This is a genomic window from Veillonella sp. 3310, assembly GCF_003999875.1.
GTDB lineage: Bacteria > Bacillota > Negativicutes > Veillonellales > Veillonellaceae > F0422.
On sequence record NZ_RQVJ01000004.1, the window covers coordinates 114201 to 136384 of the forward strand.

Here is a 22184-nt window from a genome sequence, read left to right on the forward strand (position 1 = left end):
CTCTCAACATGTTTCATCTATCTCTATCCTATCATGTCTAGGGCACTTAGTAAAATTGCCAGGTCCCTCAACAGATTGACCTGGCAATAGTATGTATGTAATTAACGGTACGCTACCCGTTTTGGTTGCATATCGTGAAAGTGCAAGCGCTCCTTCGCTGTGGCTTCCCAATCGGTACCCGGTTTGCCATAGTTGGCATACGGATCAATGGACAAGCCCCCACGCGGCGTAAATTCGCCCCACACTTCAATGTATTTAGGTTCCATCAATGCCACTAAATCTTTCATGATGATATTGATACAATCTTCGTGAAAGTCTCCATGGTTGCGGAAACTAAATAAATATAATTTTAAGGATTTACTTTCCACCAATTTTTCATCTGGCACATAGGAAATGTAAATCGTTGCAAAGTCCGGTTGCCCCGTCATTGGACAAAGACTAGTAAACTCCGGACAATTAAATTTCACAAAATAGTCATTCCCTGGATGCTTATTAGGAAATGCTTCTAGCACTTGCGGTGCATAATCTGTAGGATAGTCCGTATGGCTACCTAAAGCATGAACACCTTGTAATTCTGCTGCATTACGACCACTACTCACGAACTAAAGCCTCCTTATTTTTATACACTACTTTCTCCAATGCATTGATGAGGAAGTAGCTCACCACACCACACACGAACTGACCTACTACGAGGGAGCTCACTAATACCCAGTACGGAACTGGCAAGAAATAGGTCAACCAAATTGGTACAATCAATCCTGGTACAAAGGTAATGATAGGAATTAATACCCAGTTGCCTAAGCCTTGGCGCTTCGCAAGAACAATCAGACCTGTTGTCAATAATCCTACGATGGCTCCACCGATAGCATCCACTAAACCAAAGCCGCCCATCACTGTATTGCTGACAAAATTTGCAATACCAAAGGCTGGAATGGTGAATGGGAAGATCGCTGACAATCCATACAGCGCTGTGGCAATACGCACTTGATACTGACCAAAGGCAAAGCCTTGTGTACCGATCATAAGCGCCAAATACATAGCGATGGAAATGGCAGAAATCGTCAATCGTTGTGTGTTGTTAAATTGTTTCATTATAACTCCTTAGTTTTGTTTACAGACAGGAGGATCTCGAACTGTCTATCTAATACCTACTACGACATAGGTCGTAGTCACCTAGAACATTTCTAGGATTTTGAATGGTTCCGGATATTCCAATACACCTTGTAAAGGCTCTGCTTGGGCATCAAGTTGAATCCCCATCATATGGTCCCGGTCCAATCCTGCTGGCGGTTCTACGCCAAATTTGTGTGCAAAATCACAACCCAACCGTGGATAGTATACATTACTACCATGTACAAATAAGTAAGAGTATCCCATTTTACGTGCCAAACGTTGACCTTCTAAAATGAGCGCACCCCCTACACCATGTCCACGCATAGACTGTGCTACTGCCAGTAAGCCCAAGATAAGTACGTCCTGATCGCCTACTTTACCACGTAAGAACATACCATACCCTGCAATGGCGTTATCGATAACAGCCACTAAGGACAACTTAGGAATATACGCATCAGACTCGCGCAATAATTCCACTAGTTTATATTCTCGCCCTGTACTGCGATCTGCATTAATATAGGCTTCACGCACGAGAGCTGTGACCGTATAAAATTCACGCTTTTTCTCTTCTCGTATAATCATAGTTCCTCCGGTTCATGATGAAAGTACACCAAATGGATTGCTAACCTTAAGTATACCGAATTTCTTCGATAATAGCAAATATATTCCCCTTATTTCTTAGCTTTTTTCGCTAATCTAGCTTGTTCTTTTTGCTCTTGTTTCGCTAATCTTTCTTGCTCCTTAGCTTGCTGTTTGGCTAGTTGCGCTTCCTTCTTAGCCTGTTGTTTTGCTAGTCGAGCTTGCGCTTTTGCTTGCTGCTTCGCTAACTTTTGTTCTGCTTGTAACTTAGCTCGCTCCGCTTTTGCTAAACGTTGTTGCTCTTTCTTAGCCAATGTTTCTTGTTTTCGTTGTTCTTTCTCTAATTGGCGTTGGGCTTTTGTATCTAAGCGTTCCTGTTTACGTTCTGCTTTTTGCAATAGAACCCATTCTTGTTTAGCCGCTTTCATAAGAGGTCGCTGTTCCTTTTTGGACGCATCCCATTGACCGCCAGCCATAGCCTCTTGTACTTCTCCGTCAATCGGTTGTAAAGCTATCTTTCCTTGATCCTTCGCTGAAGGCACTACTAATTCTAAATGACTTCGCTGCGATGTTCCTTGTTGAAAAGTGCGTACTTGTACACCGCTACGACTTGGTAAAGCAGATGTATCGATTTGGAAGGCTTCCATTTTCTTTTGGATTTCTTCTTTCGTCAAGGCAGGTTCCACTACGATTGGGGTACCCTCATCCACACTATCTGCCTGTGCTTTACCTTGTTTTGCTTCTTCTCGTTCAATTTCATAATTCATAATAGAACGACGATTTTCACTATACAGCCGCAATGCCAACATGCGGTCACTTTCATTCATAGTCTCACGACGTGCTACCACATCTGCCATCATCGGAATGAGTTCTTTTCTAGTGAAAGCCCGTGATCCTAAGTCCACTCCTTTTGTATCCGTAATCGCTCCATGTTTCACCAAAGTCATGAGTGCTTGGTACTCCCAATCAGGAGGACTCACTACACCATAGGGATTCGCCTCTGCTTGGGCTACTGTCAATCCGCCGGCTACCAATGCCAATGCTATATAATATCGTAATTGTTTCATATCTATATCCTTTCTATTACCTATGACGACCTACATATTGTGCCCTAGGAAAGTCAGCTAACCACGCTGTTTCACCACTAGCGCGAACAGCCACAACTACCGCTGTAGCAGGGCCTCCACTATGGTCTAACTCATCATCGGTCATCTCTATAGATTCTATGGATGCCCCTTCTAAATAGCTGACCACCGTTAACTCTTGACGGATGCCTCTAGAACCAACAGGAACTATCCTAGATGTACTAGGATGTCCTAAAACCCGTCGGACTTCGTCATAGGTCACAATCCACTCAGGTTGTTCTAACACTTCGTTGCCTACTAAGGGCTTCCCTAATACGTACACAGCATAGGGTTCCCCCTTGCCAAGCACTTCTGGTGCCCCTACTCCTAGAGCCGTAATCCCTACGGACGTAGTGCTCACTTTCATATTACTTTCATGGCTACCATTAATGGGCACATCAATACCAAGTGTGTCCAGTTCCTCTTGAATCCCCTGTACCACAGAGGTCACCACCGTATCATAGTCTCCACCAATGAGATATTGTATGGCTTTCACCGTACCCCTAGCACATAGAATTTCGAGCATTGCCACACGAGCTGCAAAGGCGCCCACCATAGTATATGGTACGGCTAGCACATCATGTTCCTGTAACCCAATGCCACTGCTAATATCGCTGGCAATGATCCAGTCTTCATCCGCTTTCAAAGACAGTCTCGTTATATCACGCATGTCGTTTACCACCAAACACTCGATTCAACTGACTCACTACAAGAGCGGCCCCTACATAGTTCAACGCATAGGCCAAGGACAATGGCACAAATAAAATAGCCACCACCTCTATACTTTGCATCATCCATGCAATCACAGCAAGTCCGATACCTACATTAATGATATATCCTACTATACCACTCACTACATAAGAGAAAGATGAAGTCATTCGTTTCGTTATATATCCAATACTAGCCCCGGTGCCTGCCATAATGAGACCTATTGCCACATGGATAGGTACACTGAGAGGAAAGCCTGTAGAAGCAGCTGTTGCTATATGGCCTAAAGCGCCGAGCACAGCGCCCGCTACCGGTCCTAGCATCAAAGCTCCTACAAAGGCTGGGGACGAATCAAATCCAATGGAGTACACCCCAAAATGAATCTGCCCACCAATGGCACAAAGGGCAATCAATAAGGCATAGGCCGTTATCGTTCTAATATTCATAATAACCACTCCTCGGGAAGAACAGATCATAATTTCTATATTTATTATAGGTGACCCTATCGTATAAAGCAATCATTCATGGTCTTTTCATGTACAACGGCTATACTTCTTCTAAACATATCTTTAAACTATGTTGAAAATACGATACAATACAACTATATACTAACGTATGAAAGGAGCTCTTATGAAAGTCTTAATTGTTGAAGATGAAGAAATGCTGAATAATATTATCGCCAAACGTTTGAAAGTGGAATCTATGATTGTAGATCAATGCTATAACGGTGAAGATGGCTTAGATTATATTTCTACGTCCAGTTATGATGTCATCGTTATGGACATTATGATGCCAAAAATGGATGGTCATGCCGTAGTACAACAAATGCGTGCGGAAGGCAACAAAACACCAGTCCTCTTCTTAACTGCTAAGGATGCCTTAGAGGATAAAGTGTCTGGCTTAAACCTAGGTGCCGATGACTATTTAGTCAAACCTTTTGAGTTTGATGAACTCATCGCTCGTATCTACGCCTTAGCCCGCCGTGGTCGCAACCAAGCGGTAGAAGATATCATTGCTGGTCCTTTACGCATCAACCATAAAAGTCGATCCGTCTTTCTTAAGGACAAACCTTTAACGTTAACTGCCAAAGAATTTGACCTCTTATTCTATTTAGCTAGCAATCCAAATATCGTCTTGTCTCGTCAACAAATTCTTGACCATGTATGGGAATACGACTATGAAAGTTACTCCAACCTTATCGACGTATACATCAAAGACTTGCGTAAAAAGGTTGACATCGATGAAACAAAAAAATTAATTCAAACTGTCCGTGGCGTCGGCTATGTATTCCGTACCGAGGAATAAGTCATGCGCACTATCGTCAATCGCATGTACCATGGTGTCATACAACCTATATGGCATCCTATAGAGGCCTTTCTATCACGTGTTCCTCTAGTCTATAAAATCACTAGTTGGTACTCCATCTTTCTCTTGCTCATGATTGGTCTCCTTGCTACGTTCGTCATTCAATTTACCCACATTTCGGATCAAAATGAAATGCGTACGGACTTGCAAAAAAGCGTTATTGAAGCAGCTAATAATCCCAAAAAATACAAACCCTTCGATGACGGCATCTTTCTATTGGTGTACTCCCATAATGGCATCGTCCTACGAGGTAGTCCACCAGATCGTTTCCCAAAAGGAGCTCCCCCTTCTTTCGATGGCATAACAGTCGTCAATGAGGATACCCATTCTTTCTTGTATTATGATGCCCCTATCCAACATATTCCAGGCGTACAAGGCTACATTCGTGGCGTTGTGCCCATGAGTTTTCTAGACAGAAAATCTAACAATATGTTCCTAGCTTTATTGCTAGGAGGTATCCTATTTGTCACTGTTGCCTCCATTGGCGGGTATTGGATTATCCAGCGTGGTTTAAAACCAGTGCGCACTGTAACAAACTTAGCAGAACAGATTTCATTGAAACGAGATTTGTCGGAACGCATCGAAAACATCCCTCAATCGGGAGACACTATGTATCAGTTGGCCTCTACTTTCAACCATATGCTCAGCAGTTTGGAAGAAGCATCCAATCGGGAGAAACGTTTCAACTCTGACATTTCTCATGAATTACGTACTCCTATCGCTGTGATTCAAGCAGAAAGTGATTACGCCCGCCAATATGTATCTTCTTTAGAAGAAGCTAAGGAAAGCTTTCAAAATATTTTTGTTCAAAGTAAGGGCATGGCTGATATGGTGTCACAATTACTAGAAATAGCACGCCTGGATAGCTTAACCAATATCGATAAGGTGCCAGTTCCTCTTTCAGAGGTAGCCCAACAATTAGTCCATACCTATACGCTATTGAGTAAGGAAAAAGGATTAACCTTTACTAGCCACATTGATGAAGCAATCGTTGTTCATGGCAATCAAATTTTATTGCAGCAAGCTATGGCAAATCTGTTGGATAACGCTTTAAAATTTGCTCATCATAGCATCCATTTTGAAGTTTCCTTAGGCGATACGATTCATATCTTCGTCCAAGATGATGGCATCGGTATTCCTCCTGAAAGTATCCCTATGATTTGGGACCGCTTATACCAAGTAGACCCATCTCGTACATCAAAAGAAAACAAAGGTCTCGGCCTTGGACTCTTCTTTGTACAAAATGTTGTGCAACTTCACGAAGGTACATTAGAAGTAGAAAGCACCCCAGACGTACGCACCGTCTTCGGATTCCATTTACCACTTCAACCCGAATCGGATACAGAATTAGAAGAGCAAGTATAGACTCTTAGACCTGTATACCACTAGACTAGAGATATGTGTCTAATAACATAACTACTCAATAAGGGACTGTAACAAAATACTGTAATACAACAGAGGAACGTTGACCGATTCGATCAACGTTCCTCTTCTTGTATCTATGTATATTATTTTGGTTCTTCTAGCAAGCGACCCGCCACATAGCGTTTCATGATATGGCGATCATCACCGATATATATCCATCGTTCCAATCGTTCTTCTAAAGACCGTTCATTCGCATCAAACATAGATCTATCATCGATGACAAGAGCATCTAATTCATAGCCCTCTTCAAAGCTACCTACCTTACCAAAGAACGTTCCTCCACCCTTAGTGGCTAAGTAGAAGGCTTCGCTCAAGGTTAACGGTGCATATTGATTGTCTACTTCGACCCATTTCATTTTAGATAGACCAATAGCTTCCATCAATACTTTTGCCATGGACACTGCATGTCCTCCTGAAATGTCAGACCCTAATCCCACTGGAATATGATGATCTAACAATTTACGAATCGGTGCAATACCACTGGACAAATTGACATTGGAATATGGACAATGGGACACCATGGTCTGCGTTTCTTCCATGCGATCCATTTCTGCGTCGCTCAAATGAATGCAATGAGCCATTACTGTCGGAGTCTGTCCCATCAGTTGATGTTCATAATACACATCTGTATAACTTGGTGATTCTGGGTGCAAGGAGGCGACCCATTCAATTTCCCCGTGATTTTCCGACAAATGCGATTGTACTGGCACATCATATTCCTTAGCCAATTCCCCTAATCCACGCATGAGTTCACTGGTGCAGGACGGCACGAAACGCGGTGTAATAATTGGTTTCACAAGGGGTCCAAATGATTTCGATGCTTCTAACCACGCTTTCGTATCTGCTAAAGACTGCTGCGTCGTTTCAATCAAGAAGTCTGGACTATTTCGATCCATATTCACCTTACCCACTAAAGCAGATAATCCCGCTTCTTGCAACAGTTCCATTAACACTACTGTGCTGTCCTTGTGAATCGTGCCAAATAGAATACTACGGGTTGTGCCATGTCGCCATAAATCACGTACAAATGCACCATACACTAGGCGGGCATAGTCTGGGTCTTTAAACTTCGTTTCCTCTGGAAATGTATACGTATCAAGCCAAGGGAGTAACTCTTTATCCATCCCAAGACCACGATTACAATATTGTGGTGCATGAGCATGGGTATCTACAAAGCCCGGAATGATAAGTTGATCTCCATAGTCAACTACAGGCAATCCCTCATAGGAGCTTGGCAAAGTTTCACTACAGTTCACAACCACTCCATCTACAGCCACAATGTATCCATGTGGTATAGCTACCAACTGTGCTGGATTCGGTGTGTACAGAATATGTCCTTTCAAAATCAATGTGTCTTGCATAGAACCACCTCCGTGTATAACCTTATACAATTGCCGTATGAAGTTTAAAGCACCATGCGTATATAGCATGTCGTTTATGAGTGAATTATATCACACTTGGTATATGACGTCTATCCACCTATAGAATGTTGGGACGATTTCCATGGACTTTCAATACTACATAGCCAATAAGTATCATCCCTATGCCTGCTACTAAGAACACATAAGACGTTCCCCAATACGTAGCGACTACACTGGCAAACAAAGGTCCCATCATGTTTCCTAATTGTTGCGATGTCGTGGCAAGTCCAAATACTCGACCACGCACTGACGGGTCGGTGTTCACCGTCATAGCCGACCCAAGGGACGGGAAGATGCCCACAATAAATATGCCGATGAGCAATTGCAAAATACCGAACCACCAGAGGCCAAACGGTAAGCTTTGCAATAATAATACAGTTCCTGTACCCAACAGTCCATAAGAGATAACCCTAAAGTATCCACGTCGTTGCCCATAGGCTGCCCACACATTGGTCATAATCATGCCCATCACACCTCCACCGCTTAGGATAGACCCCGCTAACATAGCAGCACCCTCCATAGAGCCTTTTAGTTCGCCCACATAAATGGCCACGATAGGTTGTAACATAAGCATGGCAGATTGCACGAGAAAATATAACCCTAAAATATGGAGCAATACCTTATTGCCTTTTGCCTCTTGTAAATCTTCCTTGAAAGAAGTGACTTTCACTGGCGCTGCACTTTCAACCTGTGGTTCTTTCACAAAAATAGCGATGGCAGCAGTTACGATAAATAAGGTAATGCCTGCCACCATAAATACCGGTCGCATCCCTACTGCTAGTTCTGTGAGTCCTCCAGTTAAAGGTCCTACTGTATTCCCTAGGACTAATCCCATCTGAAAGATACCCATCGCTGTGCCTACTCGTTCTTTCGGCACCGACAACGATACCATAGTCATAGCAGCTGGCATAAAGCCATTGGCAAACCCTTGGAATGCTCGAACTAGTAAAAATTGATATTCGTCTTGTACAAAGGCACCCCATAAATAGGATACGCCGATTAAAATTCCTGCTCGAATAGCCATTAGCTTCTTTCCATGTTGATCTGCTAGTCGCCCCCAAATGGGTGCCATAACAGCAGAAATAAAAAAAGAAATGGAAAATGACAATCCCGACCAAAGGGCCAAATGCTCCTGTTCTACTCCCAGTTCTAACAAGTATACGGGAAGGAAAGGAATAATCATGGTATAGCAAATAGCTAGCAGTGACATTCCTATGGTAAGGATCCACACCGCTACCATTCCTGTTTGTTGTAATCGTTTCATATTTCACATCCTCTACTAACTTTAGATTGTAACCTTATTGTAACACATCTACTACTAGGCCCCAACAAATCCCCCTGTATAGGAAGAAACAAAAGTAGAGGATAGTTGATATGGTATCAACTATCCTCTACTCATCTTACAAGTACGTCTAATTAGATTTTGTAGCCTTTTACATGATGCAGCACTTTAAACAATAGCCCTTGCAATACTTGCATTTCCTCTTGTTCTAAGCCAAGTTTTGATTCGATTAATGCAGGAATATGACGAACCTTTTTCTGTAATGATTGTCCCTTTGCTGTTAGGGTAATCACCATAGAACGCTCATCCTCTTTAAAACGCTCACGAAGAATTAAGCCTTTTAATTCTAGCTTTCTTAACAATGGTGTTAATGTGCCAGAATCTAAGAACAATCTAGTTCCGATAGCTTTTAAATTCACCGTTTTTAATTCCCAAATAACAGACATTACTAAGTATTGCGTATAGGTCAATCCAAGCTTAGTCAATTCTGGTTGGCAGGCCCGAAATACTTCTTTGGCTGCTGCATACAAGGGAAACCCTACATGGGTTTCTACGTCTAATTTTTCCTTCTCTTTTTTCACTTCTAACTTCCCTTACCCTTTTTTCAAATCTTACACTGAGAAATGTCGGTCGATGACATCCTGTAATGTTAAACTTTGCATATACTCGCGTAAATGGTTTTGTAAATGCTCCCATAATGGTAATGTACGACATCCATCGCTCATTGGACATGTGTTCACTTCTTCCTCTAAACAAGCCACAACGGCAATGGAATCTTCTGTAGCCGCAAGAATATCATAGACTGTATAGTCTTTTGGTTCCTTAGTTAATTGATAGCCGCCGTATTTACCACGCACACTTTTTACATATCCTGCCGCACTCAATCGTGCTACAATTCCTTCTAAATATTTATCAGAAATTCTTTGGCGCTCCGCCATTTCGCGGATAGATACATTCCGATCTACGCTATGTTCTGCTAAGTCCACTAGAACACGTAATGCATATCGACCTTTAGTAGAAATTTTCATAGATAATACCTCTTCAAAAGTAGGATTTATTCCTAGTCTCTATTATATCTATAACAACGAAATTTGTCTATATAGATTGTGTACATATTTAGTATGCAAAATGCATAACTACCACGCAATATAGTCATATATACAATATTTTGTTGTATATTTACACACACTGAAAACCAATGTCAACTGTTAGTATACATCGACACTACTTATTAGTTATTTTTATATAATTATCTAACTTTTATAATTTTTTTGAATATATTATATCAAAAAACCTATCCTTATAACTTCCTCTATGCTACAATAAAAGAGCATTTTTATTTAATGATTAGGAGGTTTCCCATGTTAGAACGCGTATTCGCTCTGAAAGAGCGAAATACTACGATCCGTACAGAAGTCCTTGCGGGACTGACTACGTTTATTACCATGGCATACATTTTGCTATTGGCACCCAACTTACTAAGCTTAGCTGGTATGGACAAAGATGCCGTATTAATTGCTACAGCCTTAGGAGGTGGTTTAGTCACTATCGCCATGGGTCTATTTGTTAATTATCCTATTGCTTTGGCTCCTGGTGTTGGCTTATTAGCCTTTTATTCTTTCACCGTGGTTCTCGGTATGGGATTGACTTGGCAAACGGCATTAGGTGCTGTATTTATTTCTGGTCTTGTATTCCTCGTATTGACACTAACGAAAATTCGTCAGCTTATCATTGAGGCCATTCCTTCTTCTTTAAAAATTGCCATTACTGTAGGTATTGGCTTGTTCATCTGTATCATTGGTTTAAAACTATCTGGTCTTATGACCATCGCCTTGTCTTTGCAACCTGGTACATTGAATGACATTGTGACTGCCAAAGGTCATGGAGCACCTGCCGCATCAGAAACATTGTTAACACTTGGTAACCTTGGCAATCCAGAAGTGCTGTTATCTTTGTTCTCCCTATTTTTCTCCGCTGCATTAATGGCTCGTCGTGTACCGGGATCCCTATTGATTGGTGTTATCGTCACATCCATTCTTGCCTATGCTACGGGAGTAGCCACTCTGCCTGATACCTTGAGCGTTGTAGCAATTCCTGATTTCAGCAAAATTGCTTTCATGGAATTAGACATTGCTTCTGCCTTCCAAGTAGGCCTTGTGACCATTATTTTCTCTTTCACCTTCGTTGAATTATTCGACTCCATGGGTACCTTAATTGCTACTGCCTCCAAAGCTGGCATTGCGGATCCTAAAAAAGGTGAATTTCCTGGTCTTGGCAAAGCAATGATTGTAGATTCCCTAGGTGTTAGTTTCGGCGCTATGCTTGGTTCTAGTACGATTACGGCTTTCGTTGAAAGCGCCGCTGGCGTAGGTGCTGGTGGTCGTACAGGTCTCACTGCTGTCACTTGTGGTATCATGTTCATCCTTTGTTTATTCTTTGCTCCATTGATCGCATTAGTTCCCAATGCAGCGACAGCCCCTGTACTCATCTTGGTTGGGGCCTTGATGATGGAAGCTATCCGTGAAATCAATTTCTCCGACTGGACAGAAGGATTCCCTGCGTATTTAGTCATCGTGTTAATGCCTTTCACTTACAGCATTGCCAATGGTGTAGCAGCGGGTCTTATCGTATATCCATTGATGAAATTCATCACCGGCCGTCATAAAGATGTACACTGGTTCATGTACGTATTAGGAGCTATTGTATTAGCAAAATATATTTTCTTTGATTAATCGATTCTCATTACTACTCAACTAAATAAATATAGGCATATATGGTATGAATTTTATTGTATTCTAACCATATATGCCTATTTTATTACCTATCTTTCTATCATATGTATATCAATTCTCAAGTATGTGATTTTTATCACAAATTTTTATCAATTATCTTTTTTTCTCATGTTTACCATGCTATAATGTAAACATAATTTGTTATAGAGAAGGAGGTTTTACTATGTTAGAAAGGCTATTCGCACTGAAAGAGCGGAACACCTCAGTTCAAACAGAGATCCTCGCTGGTCTCACCACATTCATTACCATGGCATACATTTTGCTACTAGCGCCTAATTTATTAGGATTGGCTGGGATGGACAGAGATGCCGTATTAATCGCTACTGCCTTAGGTGGCGGATTGGTTACTATGATTATGGGACTATTTGTTAACTATCCATTAGCCTATGCACCCGGTGTAGGGCTCTTAGCATTCTACTCCTTTACGGTCGTTATTGGTATGGGGTTAACCTGGCAAACAGCGCTGGGTGCCGTCTTTATATCTGGTCTTGTCTTCTTTGTATTAACTGTAACAAATATACGTCTGCTGATTATTAAAGTGATTCCTGCATCCTTAAAGTTTGCTATCACTGTAGGTATCGGTTTATTTATTTGTATTATCGGGTTAAAACTATCTGGATTAATGACCATTTCCCTGTCCTTACAACCAGGTACATTGCATGATATTATCGCTGCCAAAGGGCATGGGTCTCCTGGAGCCTCTGAAACATTATTAAGTTTGGGAAATCTCAAAAACCCAGAAGTTCTCTTATCTTTATTTGGATTATTCTTCTCAGCAGCTTTGATGGCACGCCGTATTACAGGCGCTTTGCTCATTGGTGTAATTACCACATCCATTATCGCCTATGTAACAGGTATTGCTACACTACCTGAAACATTGACATTTATGGCGATTCCTGATTTCAGCAAAATTGCATTCATGCAGTTAGATATCGGTTCCGCCTTCCAAATTGGGCTTATAACTATCATTTTCTCGTTCACCTTTGTCGAATTATTTGACTCCATGGGAACATTGATTGCTACCACAGCTAAAGCTGGTATTTCCGATCCAAAAGCTGGCAAATTCCCCGGTTTGGGAAAAGCAATGATTGTGGACTCTCTCGGCGTTAGCTTTGGTGCTCTCCTTGGCTCTAGTACTATTACAGCCTTCGTTGAAAGTGCTGCTGGGGTTGGTGCTGGTGGCCGTACTGGTTTAACTGCTGTCACTTGCGGCTTTATGTTCATTCTTTCCTTATTCTTTGCTCCATTAATCGCCTTAGTACCGAATGCAGCCACTGCTCCTGTATTAATTCTTGTAGGCGCCTTGATGATGGAATCCATTCGTGAAATCGACTTCTCCGATTGGACAGAAGGTTTCCCTGCCTATCTAGTTATCGTTTTGATGCCTTTTACATACAGCATCGCGAACGGTGTGGCTGCCGGTTTAATCATCTACCCAATTATTAAAGTCATCACTGGTAAGTATAAAGAGGTACACTGGTTTGTGTATGTTATGAGTGCCATCGTGCTGGCTAAATATGTATTCTTTGGCTAATTACATGGTAATATAACTATAGGCATATGTGCGTTGAATCCCTTACCAACCATATATGCCTATTGTCATTCATATTTACCTATTCCACACTATCCAATCGATCATGGCTGAAAGTTACTAGTATTGTGTACTTGAGCGTTATGGGACAAATGCGTTGGTTTTAATATTTAAAACAGAATAGATTATAAAAAGGACTATAATCCATGTACTCCATACATGTGTTACAGTCCTTTTACATTTCTATTTACTTGCACTCTAATTTCTGAAACTATCATCACCTAGAGCTATGCTAGTATACTGGATTACAACAAATCGTCTTCGTACACTGCTTCTTCAAAGAACAATGGCAACAAGTCTTCGCTATATCCGTTCATATCGCGACCTGTTTTAGAGAATACCACAGATGCGGCAAAGCGCATTAATTCTTGCTCATTCTCTGGATTGTTCACAAAATCTTCAATAATTTTATCCATATCTAAATGGCGTTTCATAATGAATCTCGCCAATTTACGACGATTCACTGGGTCATTGACCAATTCATCTACATCAATAATATATTCTGGCATTTTAATGGCAATATGCGTATGGATCCCGTCTTCTTTCATGATAACCTCCTAAACCATTAGAGCTATAAGCAATGGTAACGTATACACAGATACTACGGATTATACTCCGTACATCTATACCAATATATTTCTATTATACCCCATTAACCCTAGAATACCTACCTCATACTCCCTAGCTTAGTAGTTAGACAGTCTAGATACGGCTTGTGCCAAACTATCGTTATCCACAAACACTGTATCTAAACACAGTCCATGGGCAGGTGCTGTTTTTCCAATTAATTGTCTATTTTCACCAGCTATAATGCGTGGCACGTCCTCTGGTTGAAAGCGACCTAAGCCTACATCCACCAAGAATCCTGCCATATTCCGCACCATGTGGTACACAAATCCATCTCCCAACACATGGATGCGCACCGTCGTTCCCTGTTGGATGACTTTCACCGCATACATGGTCTTTACTGGGTCTTGTACCGTCGTATTATGGCCTTTGAACGTACTAAAATTATGTGTCCCCTCTAGGGCTTGTGCCGCTCTCCTCATGGCTTCTATATCCAAAGGTTTACGCACATGGTAGGCATAGCGCAATTGCAGTGGGTCTACCACAGCATCATTATGAATGGTGTAAATGTATTCCTTCCCTTTCACATAATTCCGTGGATTCCAATCCGGCGGTAGCTCCTGTGCCTCACGAACCACGATATACGGTGGCATATGGGCTATGAGGGCACGCATCAAATTGTCTACAGGAATCTTCCCGGTAGTAGTAAACGCCACTACTTGCCCTCTAGCGTGGACACCCGCGTCGGTCCGAGAGGATCCATAAATCGTGATGGGCTCGTTACACACCTTAGACAGAGCCTCTTCTAAATAACCTTGTACTGTAGGTCCGTTCTGTTGCCGTTGGTAGCCACAGAGCTCTGTACCATCATAGGCGACGATGAGCTGTATCGTTCTTGTCATATCTGGCATGTCCTATTCTTTCTACTGTTTTTCTACCTTATGATATATATCTGCGGCTAGCATATCTGTGACTAGCATATACAATTAGTTCTTATATGCCAAAGCCCCAGCGTAATACAGCTAACACAACACTCACCAAGACAACAGCGCCAATACCGTACGTATCTAATTGACTGTATTGCAATTCTTTCAAGCGAGTACGACCTTCTCCACCTCGGTAACAACGAGATTCCATAGCCACTGCCAATTCATCGGCACGTCGGAAAGCGCTAATAAATAATGGCACTAATAAAGGGACCATATTTTTAGCTCGTTTTAGTAAGGATCCTGTAGTAAAATCAGCACCACGAGATTCTTGGGCTTTCATAATGCGATCCGTTTCCTCTAATAAGGTCGGAATGAATCGTAAAGCAATGGTCATCATCATCGCTAATTCATGGGCTGGCACACCAAAGCGTTTCCAAGGGTTTAAGAGTCTTTCAATACCGTCCGTCAATCGGATAGGGGACGTAGTGTACGTCAACAAGGAAGAGAATACGATTAAGAAAATCAATCGTCCTGCCATGAGACCGCCCAAATTGAGTCCTTCTCGGCTGATGTGCAGCCAACCATAGGTGAATAGGTATTCCCCCGGCGTAGTGAACACGTGAATGGCCAAAGTGAATACGATAATGATCCACAATGGTTTAATGGATAGCCACACGAGCCGCACTGGCAAACGAGAAAGTCCCAAACAGCCAAAGGTAAAGGCTGCCACAATACTATAAGTCACCAAGCTATCCGCAAAGAAGATGGCAATGATGAAAATCATGGTCGCTATAATCTTAGCCCGTGGGTCCATGCGGTGGAGCACGGAATCTCCTGGAAAGTACTGACCAATGGTAATATTACTTAGCATGGTGCACCTCCTTGAGATAGTCGTAAATATCTGCTACTGCCTCATTGACATGGACACGGTCAATATTGACTGGAATGTTTCGTTCTGCCAAGGCTTGCAATGTTTGCGACAATGGCGGTACATCCACGCCGGCAGACTGTAATTTCTCACGATCATTGTGGAAAATCTCGATAGGATTACCGTCCAATAGGACTTGCCCTTGGTGCATCACAATTAAGCGATTCGCCATACGGGAAATATCTTCCATATTATGAGATACAAGGATAACAGTAATTCCTTTTTCCTTGTGCAGTTTTACAATTTCTCCAAAGATTTCTTCTCGTCCAAATGGGTCGAGACCTGCCGAAGGCTCATCGAGGATTAAATAGTCTGGGTCTAAGGCAATGACCCCTGCAATGGCCACACGGCGCATTTGTCCACCCGACAAATGGAAGGGAGACCGCTCTGCATAGGTATCGTAGTCTAAGCCTACGAATTGCATCGCTTCTCGCACACGGCGCTCTACTTCCGCCTCATCAAAACCAAGATTTTTAGGTCCAAAGGCAATATCTTTAGCGATGGTTTCCTCGAAGAGTTGATGTTCTGGATATTGGAATACCATACCTACTTTATGGCGCGTTTGTTTGACTTCTTCTGTTTTACCTACTAGGTCCACCCCGTTGACTGTTACGGTACCTGAGGTAGGATGCAATAGGCCATTCAGATGTTGTACTAAGGTGGATTTACCAGACCCTGTATGACCGATAATGCCTACAAACTCACCTTCGTGAATGGTCAAATTCACATCATATAAGGCAGTTTTTTCAAAAGGCGTCCCCTGTCCATAGGTGTAGGTAACATGTTCTAATTGAATTGACATATGGCCTCCCCTAGTTCTTCATTAGTGGTAATGCCTTTTGGCATAGCTACCCCTTGTTCTTGTAAACGCACGGCAATTTCTGACGGCACCGGCACATCCAGTCCAAGACCTTTTAGGGTATCTACATTCATAAACACATCTTTCGGTGCCCCTTCGTCGATGACTTTACCTTGTTTCATCACGATGATACGATCCGCCAAAGCTGCCTCTTCCATAAAGTGCGTAATATACACGATAGTGATGCCTTCTTCTTTATTAAGGCGATACACCGTATCCATCACTTCTTTGCGACCCTTCGGATCTAACATCGCTGTTGGCTCATCTAAAATGATGCATTTCGGTTTCATCGCTAATACACCGGCAATGGCGATACGTTGCTTTTGTCCCCCTGATAATAGATGAGGTCCATGCAAAGCATAGTCCGACATGTTTACCGCCGCCAAAGCTGCATCCACACGACTGCGAATCTCTGGAGCTGGCACACCTAAGTTCTCAGGCCCAAACGCCACATCTTCTTCCACAATAGCTGCCACAATTTGATTATCTGGATTTTGGAATACCATGCCCACATTTTGGCGAATATTCCAAATTAAATGCTCTTCTTTTGTATCCATTCCTAAAATGGTAACGGTACCAGATGTAGGCTGTAATAGGACATTAAAATGTTTGGCAAGGGTACTTTTACCACTCCCATTTGTCCCGATAATGCTGACAAACTCACCTTCATGAATGTGAACACTCACATCCTGCAAGGCGTGTACCTCACGGCCCATTTCGTCTTGGTACACATGACTCATATGGTCCGTACTGATCATAACTTGTTTCATCTTGTTTTCAGTTTCCTCTCTACGTAAGTACAATTGTTACTTCGTATTACAATCTACTTCATTATACCTTGTAGAGAGGTTTAGGACAATAGGCAACCTTATGTAGGAGTGTAAGGTTAACAATATAACTTATTTTTTGAAAGCAATGTGACGATAACTTGTGAACGTCAACCATTTCGCGAATGTCTCATTGAGATTCTTGGATGCCTCAATATCTGCTATAAACTGAGCGTATTCCTCTGCAGATTGTACCTCGATGCCAAAGCCACGACCATTTAATAATGGTACACCTTGGTATGTATACTCACGCAATGGAGCAATGGCTGTGATGACCCCATCTCGTACAGAAATATACACTTTATCACGTAAAATCAAGATATCGAAAGTGCTTGGATATTGGTAACTATCCCCTGTCAACGGAATCGTATCACCCACACGGTACGTAGCACATTCTGGGCGCACTTTATCGACTGTCAATCCTTCCACATCATAGTAGAACTCTTCAAAAATATCACCACGACCACGAACGGAATCGCCGATAAATGTATATAGTTCTTCCCCTTTATCGAGGGTGTCTTGGATCACACCGCAGGCCGCTGTCATATGGCTCACACGGTCGATCAAAATGAACTCGCCCAATGTTTTATGCTTAGTGAAAGTATCCACCACAATTGGTTCTTGTAAGGTCAAAACACAACGAGCTATTTCATTTTTACTTAATCCATCACGCTCCACATGATCGCCAGTGTTCACATCCACAGCATACCGGATTTTGCTCACTACCCCAGATACTAATTTCGTACCTGCCATAATCAGGTATTCTCTACCTTCTTGCAAAGTAGTATCATCCATCCAGAGCAAGGTAGTTTCTAACTTTGCACTGACCTGTAATTCTGTGCCATTCACAATGACACAACCACGGGACACATCTACTTCACGATCTAATTGGATCGTCACCGCTTCCCCTGTATGAATTTCCTCAACAGAATCAAAACCTCGAATTAAGGATTTTACTACTGCCGTTTCACCGCTTGGCAAGACGCACACTGTGTCATTCACACGAAGGGTACCACTTTCCACTTGTCCTTGGAACCCTCTAAACGTATGGTCTGGTCGAGATACACGTTGTACTGGCAAATAGAATCCTTCTTCTTCAAAAGCTTGGATATCTACTGTTTCTAAATGGCCTAGTAAAGTATTGCCCTTATACCAAGGCATATGAGGAGAATGAACAGTGATATTGTCACCCTCTGTTGCCGATACAGGGATGATAGCAATGTCTGCCAATTGCAATTCTTGTTGTAATCCTTGGATATCTGTTTGGATTTCTTGGAAGCGACTTTCACTATAGTCCACTAAGTCCATTTTATTCACTGCAAAGATAAAATGTTGGATCCCCATCAAAGCACAGATACGAGCGTGGCGACGAGTTTGCACCAATACACCTTGCTTCGCATCCACTAGAATAATCGCCAAATCCGCAAAGGAGGCTCCCACCGCCATGTTTCGTGTATATTCTTCATGGCCCGGTGTGTCTGCCACGATGAAGCTGCGATGGTCCGTTGTGAAATAGCGATACGCCACGTCAATGGTGATGCCTTGCTCACGCTCTGCCATCAAACCGTCTAGCAATAAGGAGTAGTCGATTTTACCGCCACGACTGCCCACCTTACTTTCTAATTCAAGGGCTTCCTTTTGGTCTGCATATAATAATTTGGAATCGTATAAGATATGTCCAATCAATGTAGATTTTCCGTCATCTACACTGCCACATGTAATGAATTTCAATAAACTTTTCATTAGAAATAGCCCTCCCGTTTACGTCGTTCCATGCTACCTGCCGCTTCACTGTCAATAACCCTTGTAGTTCGTTCAGACGATACAGCACTCAATGTTTCTTCAATGATTTCATCTAGGGTCGTCGCATTCGATTCAATACCACCTGTTAATGGGTAACAGCCTAATGTACGGAATCGCACTAATTTATTTTCTACGGTCTCACCATCTTGTAAGCGGAATCGCTCATCATCGACCATGATTAAGTTGCCATCACGTTCTACCACTGGTCGTTCTGCTGCAAAGTACAATGGTACGATGTCGATATTTTCCCGTTTGATATATTGCCAAATATCGGTTTCTGTCCAGTTAGAGATAGGGAATACACGCATGCTTTCCCCTTTGTTGATTTTTGTGTTAAATAGTTTCCACATCTCTGGACGTTGGTTCTTTGGATCCCACGCATGTTGTTCATTTCTGAAAGAAAAGATACGTTCTTTCGCACGAGATTTTTCTTCGTCTCGGCGACCGCCACCAAAGGCCGCATCAAAGCCGTATTTGTCCAACGCTTGTTTTAAAGCTTGTGTTTTCATAATATCTGTATAGGCCGCACCAGAGTCGAATGGGTTGATACCACGATCCACTCCGTCTTGGTTGATGTACTCTAGCATTTCGATACCTAATTTCTTTGCCACATTGTCACGAAACTCAATCATCTCTTTGAACTTCCAAGTAGTGTTCACATGTAAGAATGGGAATGGCGGTTTTGCTGGATAAAAAGCTTTCATTGCTAAATGCAGCATTACCGAACTATCTTTCCCGATGGAGTATAGCATCACTGGATTTTCACATTGTGCGGCTACCTCTCGAATAATATATATAGCTTCCGCTTCTAATTCATCTAAATGAGAGAATTGACTCATATTGACCTCCTTAATAGGCATTACTTTCTTTTGCATTCACTGTAATTCGTTGCACAGTTCCATCTACTTTCGTAATGTCCCAGTGCAATAAATGACCTTCTGTTGTTACCACCATAGTAGCTCCTTTACCACCCATGTCTTCTCCTAAGAAAAAGGAAATAGCTCCTACAGGGCATTCTTTTACGCAGGACACACAGCCCCAACAATCAGAAGGATAGGCGATGTAAGCTTTCTTCGCCTCATCTTTATAGATTAATGTCCCAGGGCATACTTGTTGGCATCTACCGCAACCGATACAAGTATCCTTATTAATTTGTATGCTCATAAGTATCCCCCTTTTCCACTAGTGGCCGTTGAAAGACCTGAAATTCACCATCTTGATATACGGAGTTGACGTACACCAATCCGTCGTCGCTACAATTCGGGTAGTCACCATGTTCTCCAAAGCTGTGCCAACGTGTTTCCTTACGTCCCTCTAAATGAGCCACTAAGGCTCGGCCCACCACAATGCGATCTCGCAATTCATAGAGGTAGGACAGTTCATGTAATGTATTGGCTTGTAATTGCTCTACATCTTTGGCTAAAGCTTGCAATTTTGATTTCGCAATACCTAAGCTTTCCTCTGTGTATTTGTAGGCTTGGCTGATGCCACCGGCATAGATATCCATAATGTCTTGTAAGCGCTGTTCCTGTTCTTCAATACGGACTAAAGTAGAATCATCATTAGCACCCTGTTGCGCAACATATCGTTTCAAGATAGCATCGATTGCTTCCTTATACCATGGTTCATTTCCTACAGATGGCACTTCACCTTGATCTTGGTACCGTCGTACAATTTCATCACCTGCAATTTCACCTTCTGCTAAGGCTCCTGTGACATATTTTTGAGGAGCTCCCCCTGCCACATCACCAGCAGCAAACAAGTTAGTGATGGTCGTTTCTCGGTGCGTATCTACCCAGTAGCCACTCGCTGTATGACCGCCTACGATATATGGCTCTGTACCTTCAATTTCTACATTTTCTGTGGCAGGTCCTTGTCCACGTTCTACCCAACGCAATGTTTGGCTTGGTGCCATATTGAGGTAGGCTTTCAGCAAGTCTTGCTCTTGGTCTGGAGAAATCCCCTTCGTTCCTAAATAGCAAGGTCCTCTGCCTTCCACCTGTTCCTGTACGGTGCCGTACACACGTTGGGACGTAGTGATGCCGTATACACTTTCATAATTCTCGCCAAGTCCATTGATTTGTTTAGCTCCTACCCCTTGGGCAATAGTCCCGGTAGGGGCGATAGTATCTTTACAACGAAGGGCAATGAAGCGCATCTCTAGGGTCGTCATCTCCGCCCCTTGCAAGATCCCCATCGCATAGCCCGCCCCTGTATTGAATGGGGAATACCACATTTTATGACGAGAAAAGCCCGGATTGTTAGGTTTATAAATCCCAGAGGCACCGCCAGTAGCGCAGATTACGTAGGTTGCCTCAATCTCATAGATGGTACCCGTTTCTTTATGGAATCCTACAGCACCATAGATACGGTTATCTTTCACAATGTAATCCGTGATAACTAATTGATTAATTACCTGACAATGTTCCAAAGATTCCACAGCACTCGCCAAGATAGGCTTAATATTTTCACCATTAATTTTAATATTTCGATTCCCACGAGCCACGTAGTTGCCTTGGTCGTCTTTCAAAATCACTAGTCCTAATCGTTCTAGCTCATGAACTGTGCCATTCACTCGTTCGCACATCGTACGCAACAAGTCATCTCGTACAATGCCCTCCGCATCCTTCGTGGCATAGTCCACATAATCTTGGACTGTGCGGTTCGGCAAAATATAACAGTTGATGGCATTCACCCCTGCTGCCAAACAGCCACTTCGTTTAATATGCGCCTTCTCTGCCACGATGATACGGGCATCGCTAGTTTTTCCTATGGTTAACGCTGCATAACAACCAGCCGTCCCTCCGCCGATAATCAACACATCTGTGCGCAGTCGCTCTTTCTTTCCTAACATCCTATGCACCCTTTCCT

General features: G+C 42.5%; 23 protein-coding genes. 4 read left to right on the forward strand and 19 right to left on the reverse strand.

Translation table 11 applies throughout. From position 1 onward, the window contains the following. Positions 1–101: 101 nt before the first annotated feature. The 6 genes from queF to EO127_RS06680 form a co-directional block, all read right to left on the reverse strand. Positions 102–599 (reverse strand): preQ(1) synthase, encoded by a 498-nt coding sequence (queF, locus tag EO127_RS06655; RefSeq protein WP_009353151.1) that lies wholly within the window; start codon positions 597–599, stop codon positions 102–104. Further along, positions 592–1092 (reverse strand): QueT transporter family protein, encoded by a 501-nt coding sequence (locus EO127_RS06660; protein WP_127069072.1) that lies wholly within the window; start codon positions 1090–1092, stop codon positions 592–594. Before EO127_RS06660 ends, queF begins: the two co-directional genes overlap by 8 nt. An 81-nt stretch (positions 1093–1173) precedes the next feature. Beyond that, entirely contained in the window at positions 1174–1695 is a 522-nt protein-coding gene (locus EO127_RS06665) for a GNAT family N-acetyltransferase (RefSeq protein ID WP_127448667.1), read from the reverse strand. Positions 1696–1784: 89 nt separating this feature from the next. Then, positions 1785–2759, reverse strand: a complete 975-nt coding sequence (locus EO127_RS06670; RefSeq protein WP_127448668.1) for a hypothetical protein — start codon at positions 2757–2759, stop codon at positions 1785–1787. A 16-nt stretch (positions 2760–2775) separates the two neighbouring features. Beyond that, positions 2776–3486, reverse strand: coding sequence for a hypothetical protein (locus EO127_RS06675; protein ID WP_127448669.1), 711 nt, complete (start codon positions 3484–3486; stop codon positions 2776–2778). Beyond that, positions 3479–3970, reverse strand: coding sequence for an ECF transporter S component (locus EO127_RS06680; RefSeq protein WP_164742309.1), 492 nt, complete (start codon positions 3968–3970; stop codon positions 3479–3481). The genes EO127_RS06675 and EO127_RS06680 overlap by 8 nt, the downstream gene beginning before the upstream one ends. Positions 3971–4154: 184 nt before the next feature. On the opposite strand from EO127_RS06680, the gene EO127_RS06685 reads away from it, so the two are divergent. Further along, positions 4155–4829: a response regulator transcription factor gene (locus tag EO127_RS06685; protein ID WP_127448671.1), complete on the forward strand. Its 675-nt coding sequence runs from the start codon at positions 4155–4157 to the stop codon at positions 4827–4829. A 3-nt stretch (positions 4830–4832) separates the two neighbouring features. Further along, positions 4833–6254, forward strand: coding sequence for a cell wall metabolism sensor histidine kinase WalK (locus EO127_RS06690; protein ID WP_127448672.1), 1422 nt, complete (start codon positions 4833–4835; stop codon positions 6252–6254). Positions 6255–6397: 143 nt separating this feature from the next. On the opposite strand, the gene guaD is transcribed toward EO127_RS06690, so the two are convergent. The 4 genes from guaD to EO127_RS06710 form a co-directional block, all read right to left on the reverse strand. Next, a complete protein-coding gene (guaD, locus tag EO127_RS06695) occupies positions 6398–7675 on the reverse strand; it encodes a guanine deaminase (RefSeq protein WP_127448673.1) in 1278 nt (425 codons plus the stop codon). A gap of 118 nt (positions 7676–7793) precedes the next feature. After that, positions 7794–8999 (reverse strand): MFS transporter, encoded by a 1206-nt coding sequence (locus EO127_RS06700; RefSeq protein ID WP_127448674.1) that lies wholly within the window; start codon positions 8997–8999, stop codon positions 7794–7796. Between the two features lie 152 nt (positions 9000–9151). Continuing rightward, the gene (locus EO127_RS06705) at positions 9152–9598 is read right to left on the reverse strand and encodes a MarR family winged helix-turn-helix transcriptional regulator (RefSeq protein ID WP_127448675.1); all 447 of its coding nucleotides are present in this window, start codon (positions 9596–9598) and stop codon (positions 9152–9154) included. A gap of 30 nt (positions 9599–9628) precedes the next feature. Next, positions 9629–10045 carry an Rrf2 family transcriptional regulator gene (locus EO127_RS06710; RefSeq protein WP_127069062.1) on the reverse strand — a complete coding sequence of 139 codons (417 nt, stop codon included), beginning with the start codon at positions 10043–10045 and terminating at the stop codon, positions 9629–9631. Between the two features lie 333 nt (positions 10046–10378). Here EO127_RS06710 and EO127_RS06715 point away from each other — a divergent pair, with 333 nt between their 5' ends. Beyond that, positions 10379–11749 (forward strand): NCS2 family permease, encoded by a 1371-nt coding sequence (locus EO127_RS06715; RefSeq protein WP_127069061.1) that lies wholly within the window; start codon positions 10379–10381, stop codon positions 11747–11749. Between the two features lie 223 nt (positions 11750–11972). Continuing rightward, positions 11973–13343 carry an NCS2 family permease gene (locus EO127_RS06720; protein WP_127448676.1) on the forward strand — a complete coding sequence of 457 codons (1371 nt, stop codon included), beginning with the start codon at positions 11973–11975 and terminating at the stop codon, positions 13341–13343. 302 nt (positions 13344–13645) lie between these two features. Here the strand turns inward: EO127_RS06720 and EO127_RS06725 are convergent, their stop codons facing one another. From EO127_RS06725 to EO127_RS06765, 9 genes are all read right to left on the reverse strand, one after another. After that, positions 13646–13948 (reverse strand): hypothetical protein, encoded by a 303-nt coding sequence (locus EO127_RS06725; RefSeq protein WP_127448677.1) that lies wholly within the window; start codon positions 13946–13948, stop codon positions 13646–13648. Positions 13949–14086: 138 nt separating this feature from the next. Continuing rightward, positions 14087–14869 carry a tRNA pseudouridine(38-40) synthase TruA gene (truA, locus tag EO127_RS06730; protein WP_127448691.1) on the reverse strand — a complete coding sequence of 261 codons (783 nt, stop codon included), beginning with the start codon at positions 14867–14869 and terminating at the stop codon, positions 14087–14089. A 91-nt stretch (positions 14870–14960) separates the two neighbouring features. Continuing rightward, positions 14961–15767, reverse strand: a complete 807-nt coding sequence (locus EO127_RS06735) for an energy-coupling factor transporter transmembrane protein EcfT (protein ID WP_127161394.1) — start codon at positions 15765–15767, stop codon at positions 14961–14963. Beyond that, complete coding sequence (locus EO127_RS06740) at positions 15757–16626, reverse strand: energy-coupling factor transporter ATPase (protein ID WP_127448678.1); 870 nt, start codon at positions 16624–16626, stop codon at positions 15757–15759. The genes EO127_RS06735 and EO127_RS06740 overlap by 11 nt, the downstream gene beginning before the upstream one ends. Beyond that, positions 16611–17453 carry an energy-coupling factor transporter ATPase gene (locus tag EO127_RS06745; protein ID WP_127448679.1) on the reverse strand — a complete coding sequence of 281 codons (843 nt, stop codon included), beginning with the start codon at positions 17451–17453 and terminating at the stop codon, positions 16611–16613. The genes EO127_RS06740 and EO127_RS06745 overlap by 16 nt, the downstream gene beginning before the upstream one ends. Before the next feature lie 129 nt (positions 17454–17582). After that, positions 17583–19253 carry a sulfate adenylyltransferase subunit 1 gene (locus EO127_RS06750; RefSeq protein ID WP_127448680.1) on the reverse strand — a complete coding sequence of 557 codons (1671 nt, stop codon included), beginning with the start codon at positions 19251–19253 and terminating at the stop codon, positions 17583–17585. Beyond that, a complete protein-coding gene (cysD, locus tag EO127_RS06755; protein ID WP_127069053.1) occupies positions 19253–20152 on the reverse strand; it encodes a sulfate adenylyltransferase subunit CysD in 900 nt (299 codons plus the stop codon). Before cysD ends, EO127_RS06750 begins: the two co-directional genes overlap by 1 nt. 10 nt (positions 20153–20162) lie before the next feature. Beyond that, the gene (locus EO127_RS06760; RefSeq protein ID WP_127161399.1) at positions 20163–20477 is read right to left on the reverse strand and encodes a ferredoxin family protein; all 315 of its coding nucleotides are present in this window, start codon (positions 20475–20477) and stop codon (positions 20163–20165) included. Further along, positions 20461–22167 (reverse strand): adenylyl-sulfate reductase subunit alpha, encoded by a 1707-nt coding sequence (locus EO127_RS06765; RefSeq protein WP_127448681.1) that lies wholly within the window; start codon positions 22165–22167, stop codon positions 20461–20463. Before EO127_RS06765 ends, EO127_RS06760 begins: the two co-directional genes overlap by 17 nt. Positions 22168–22184: the final 17 nt, after the last annotated feature.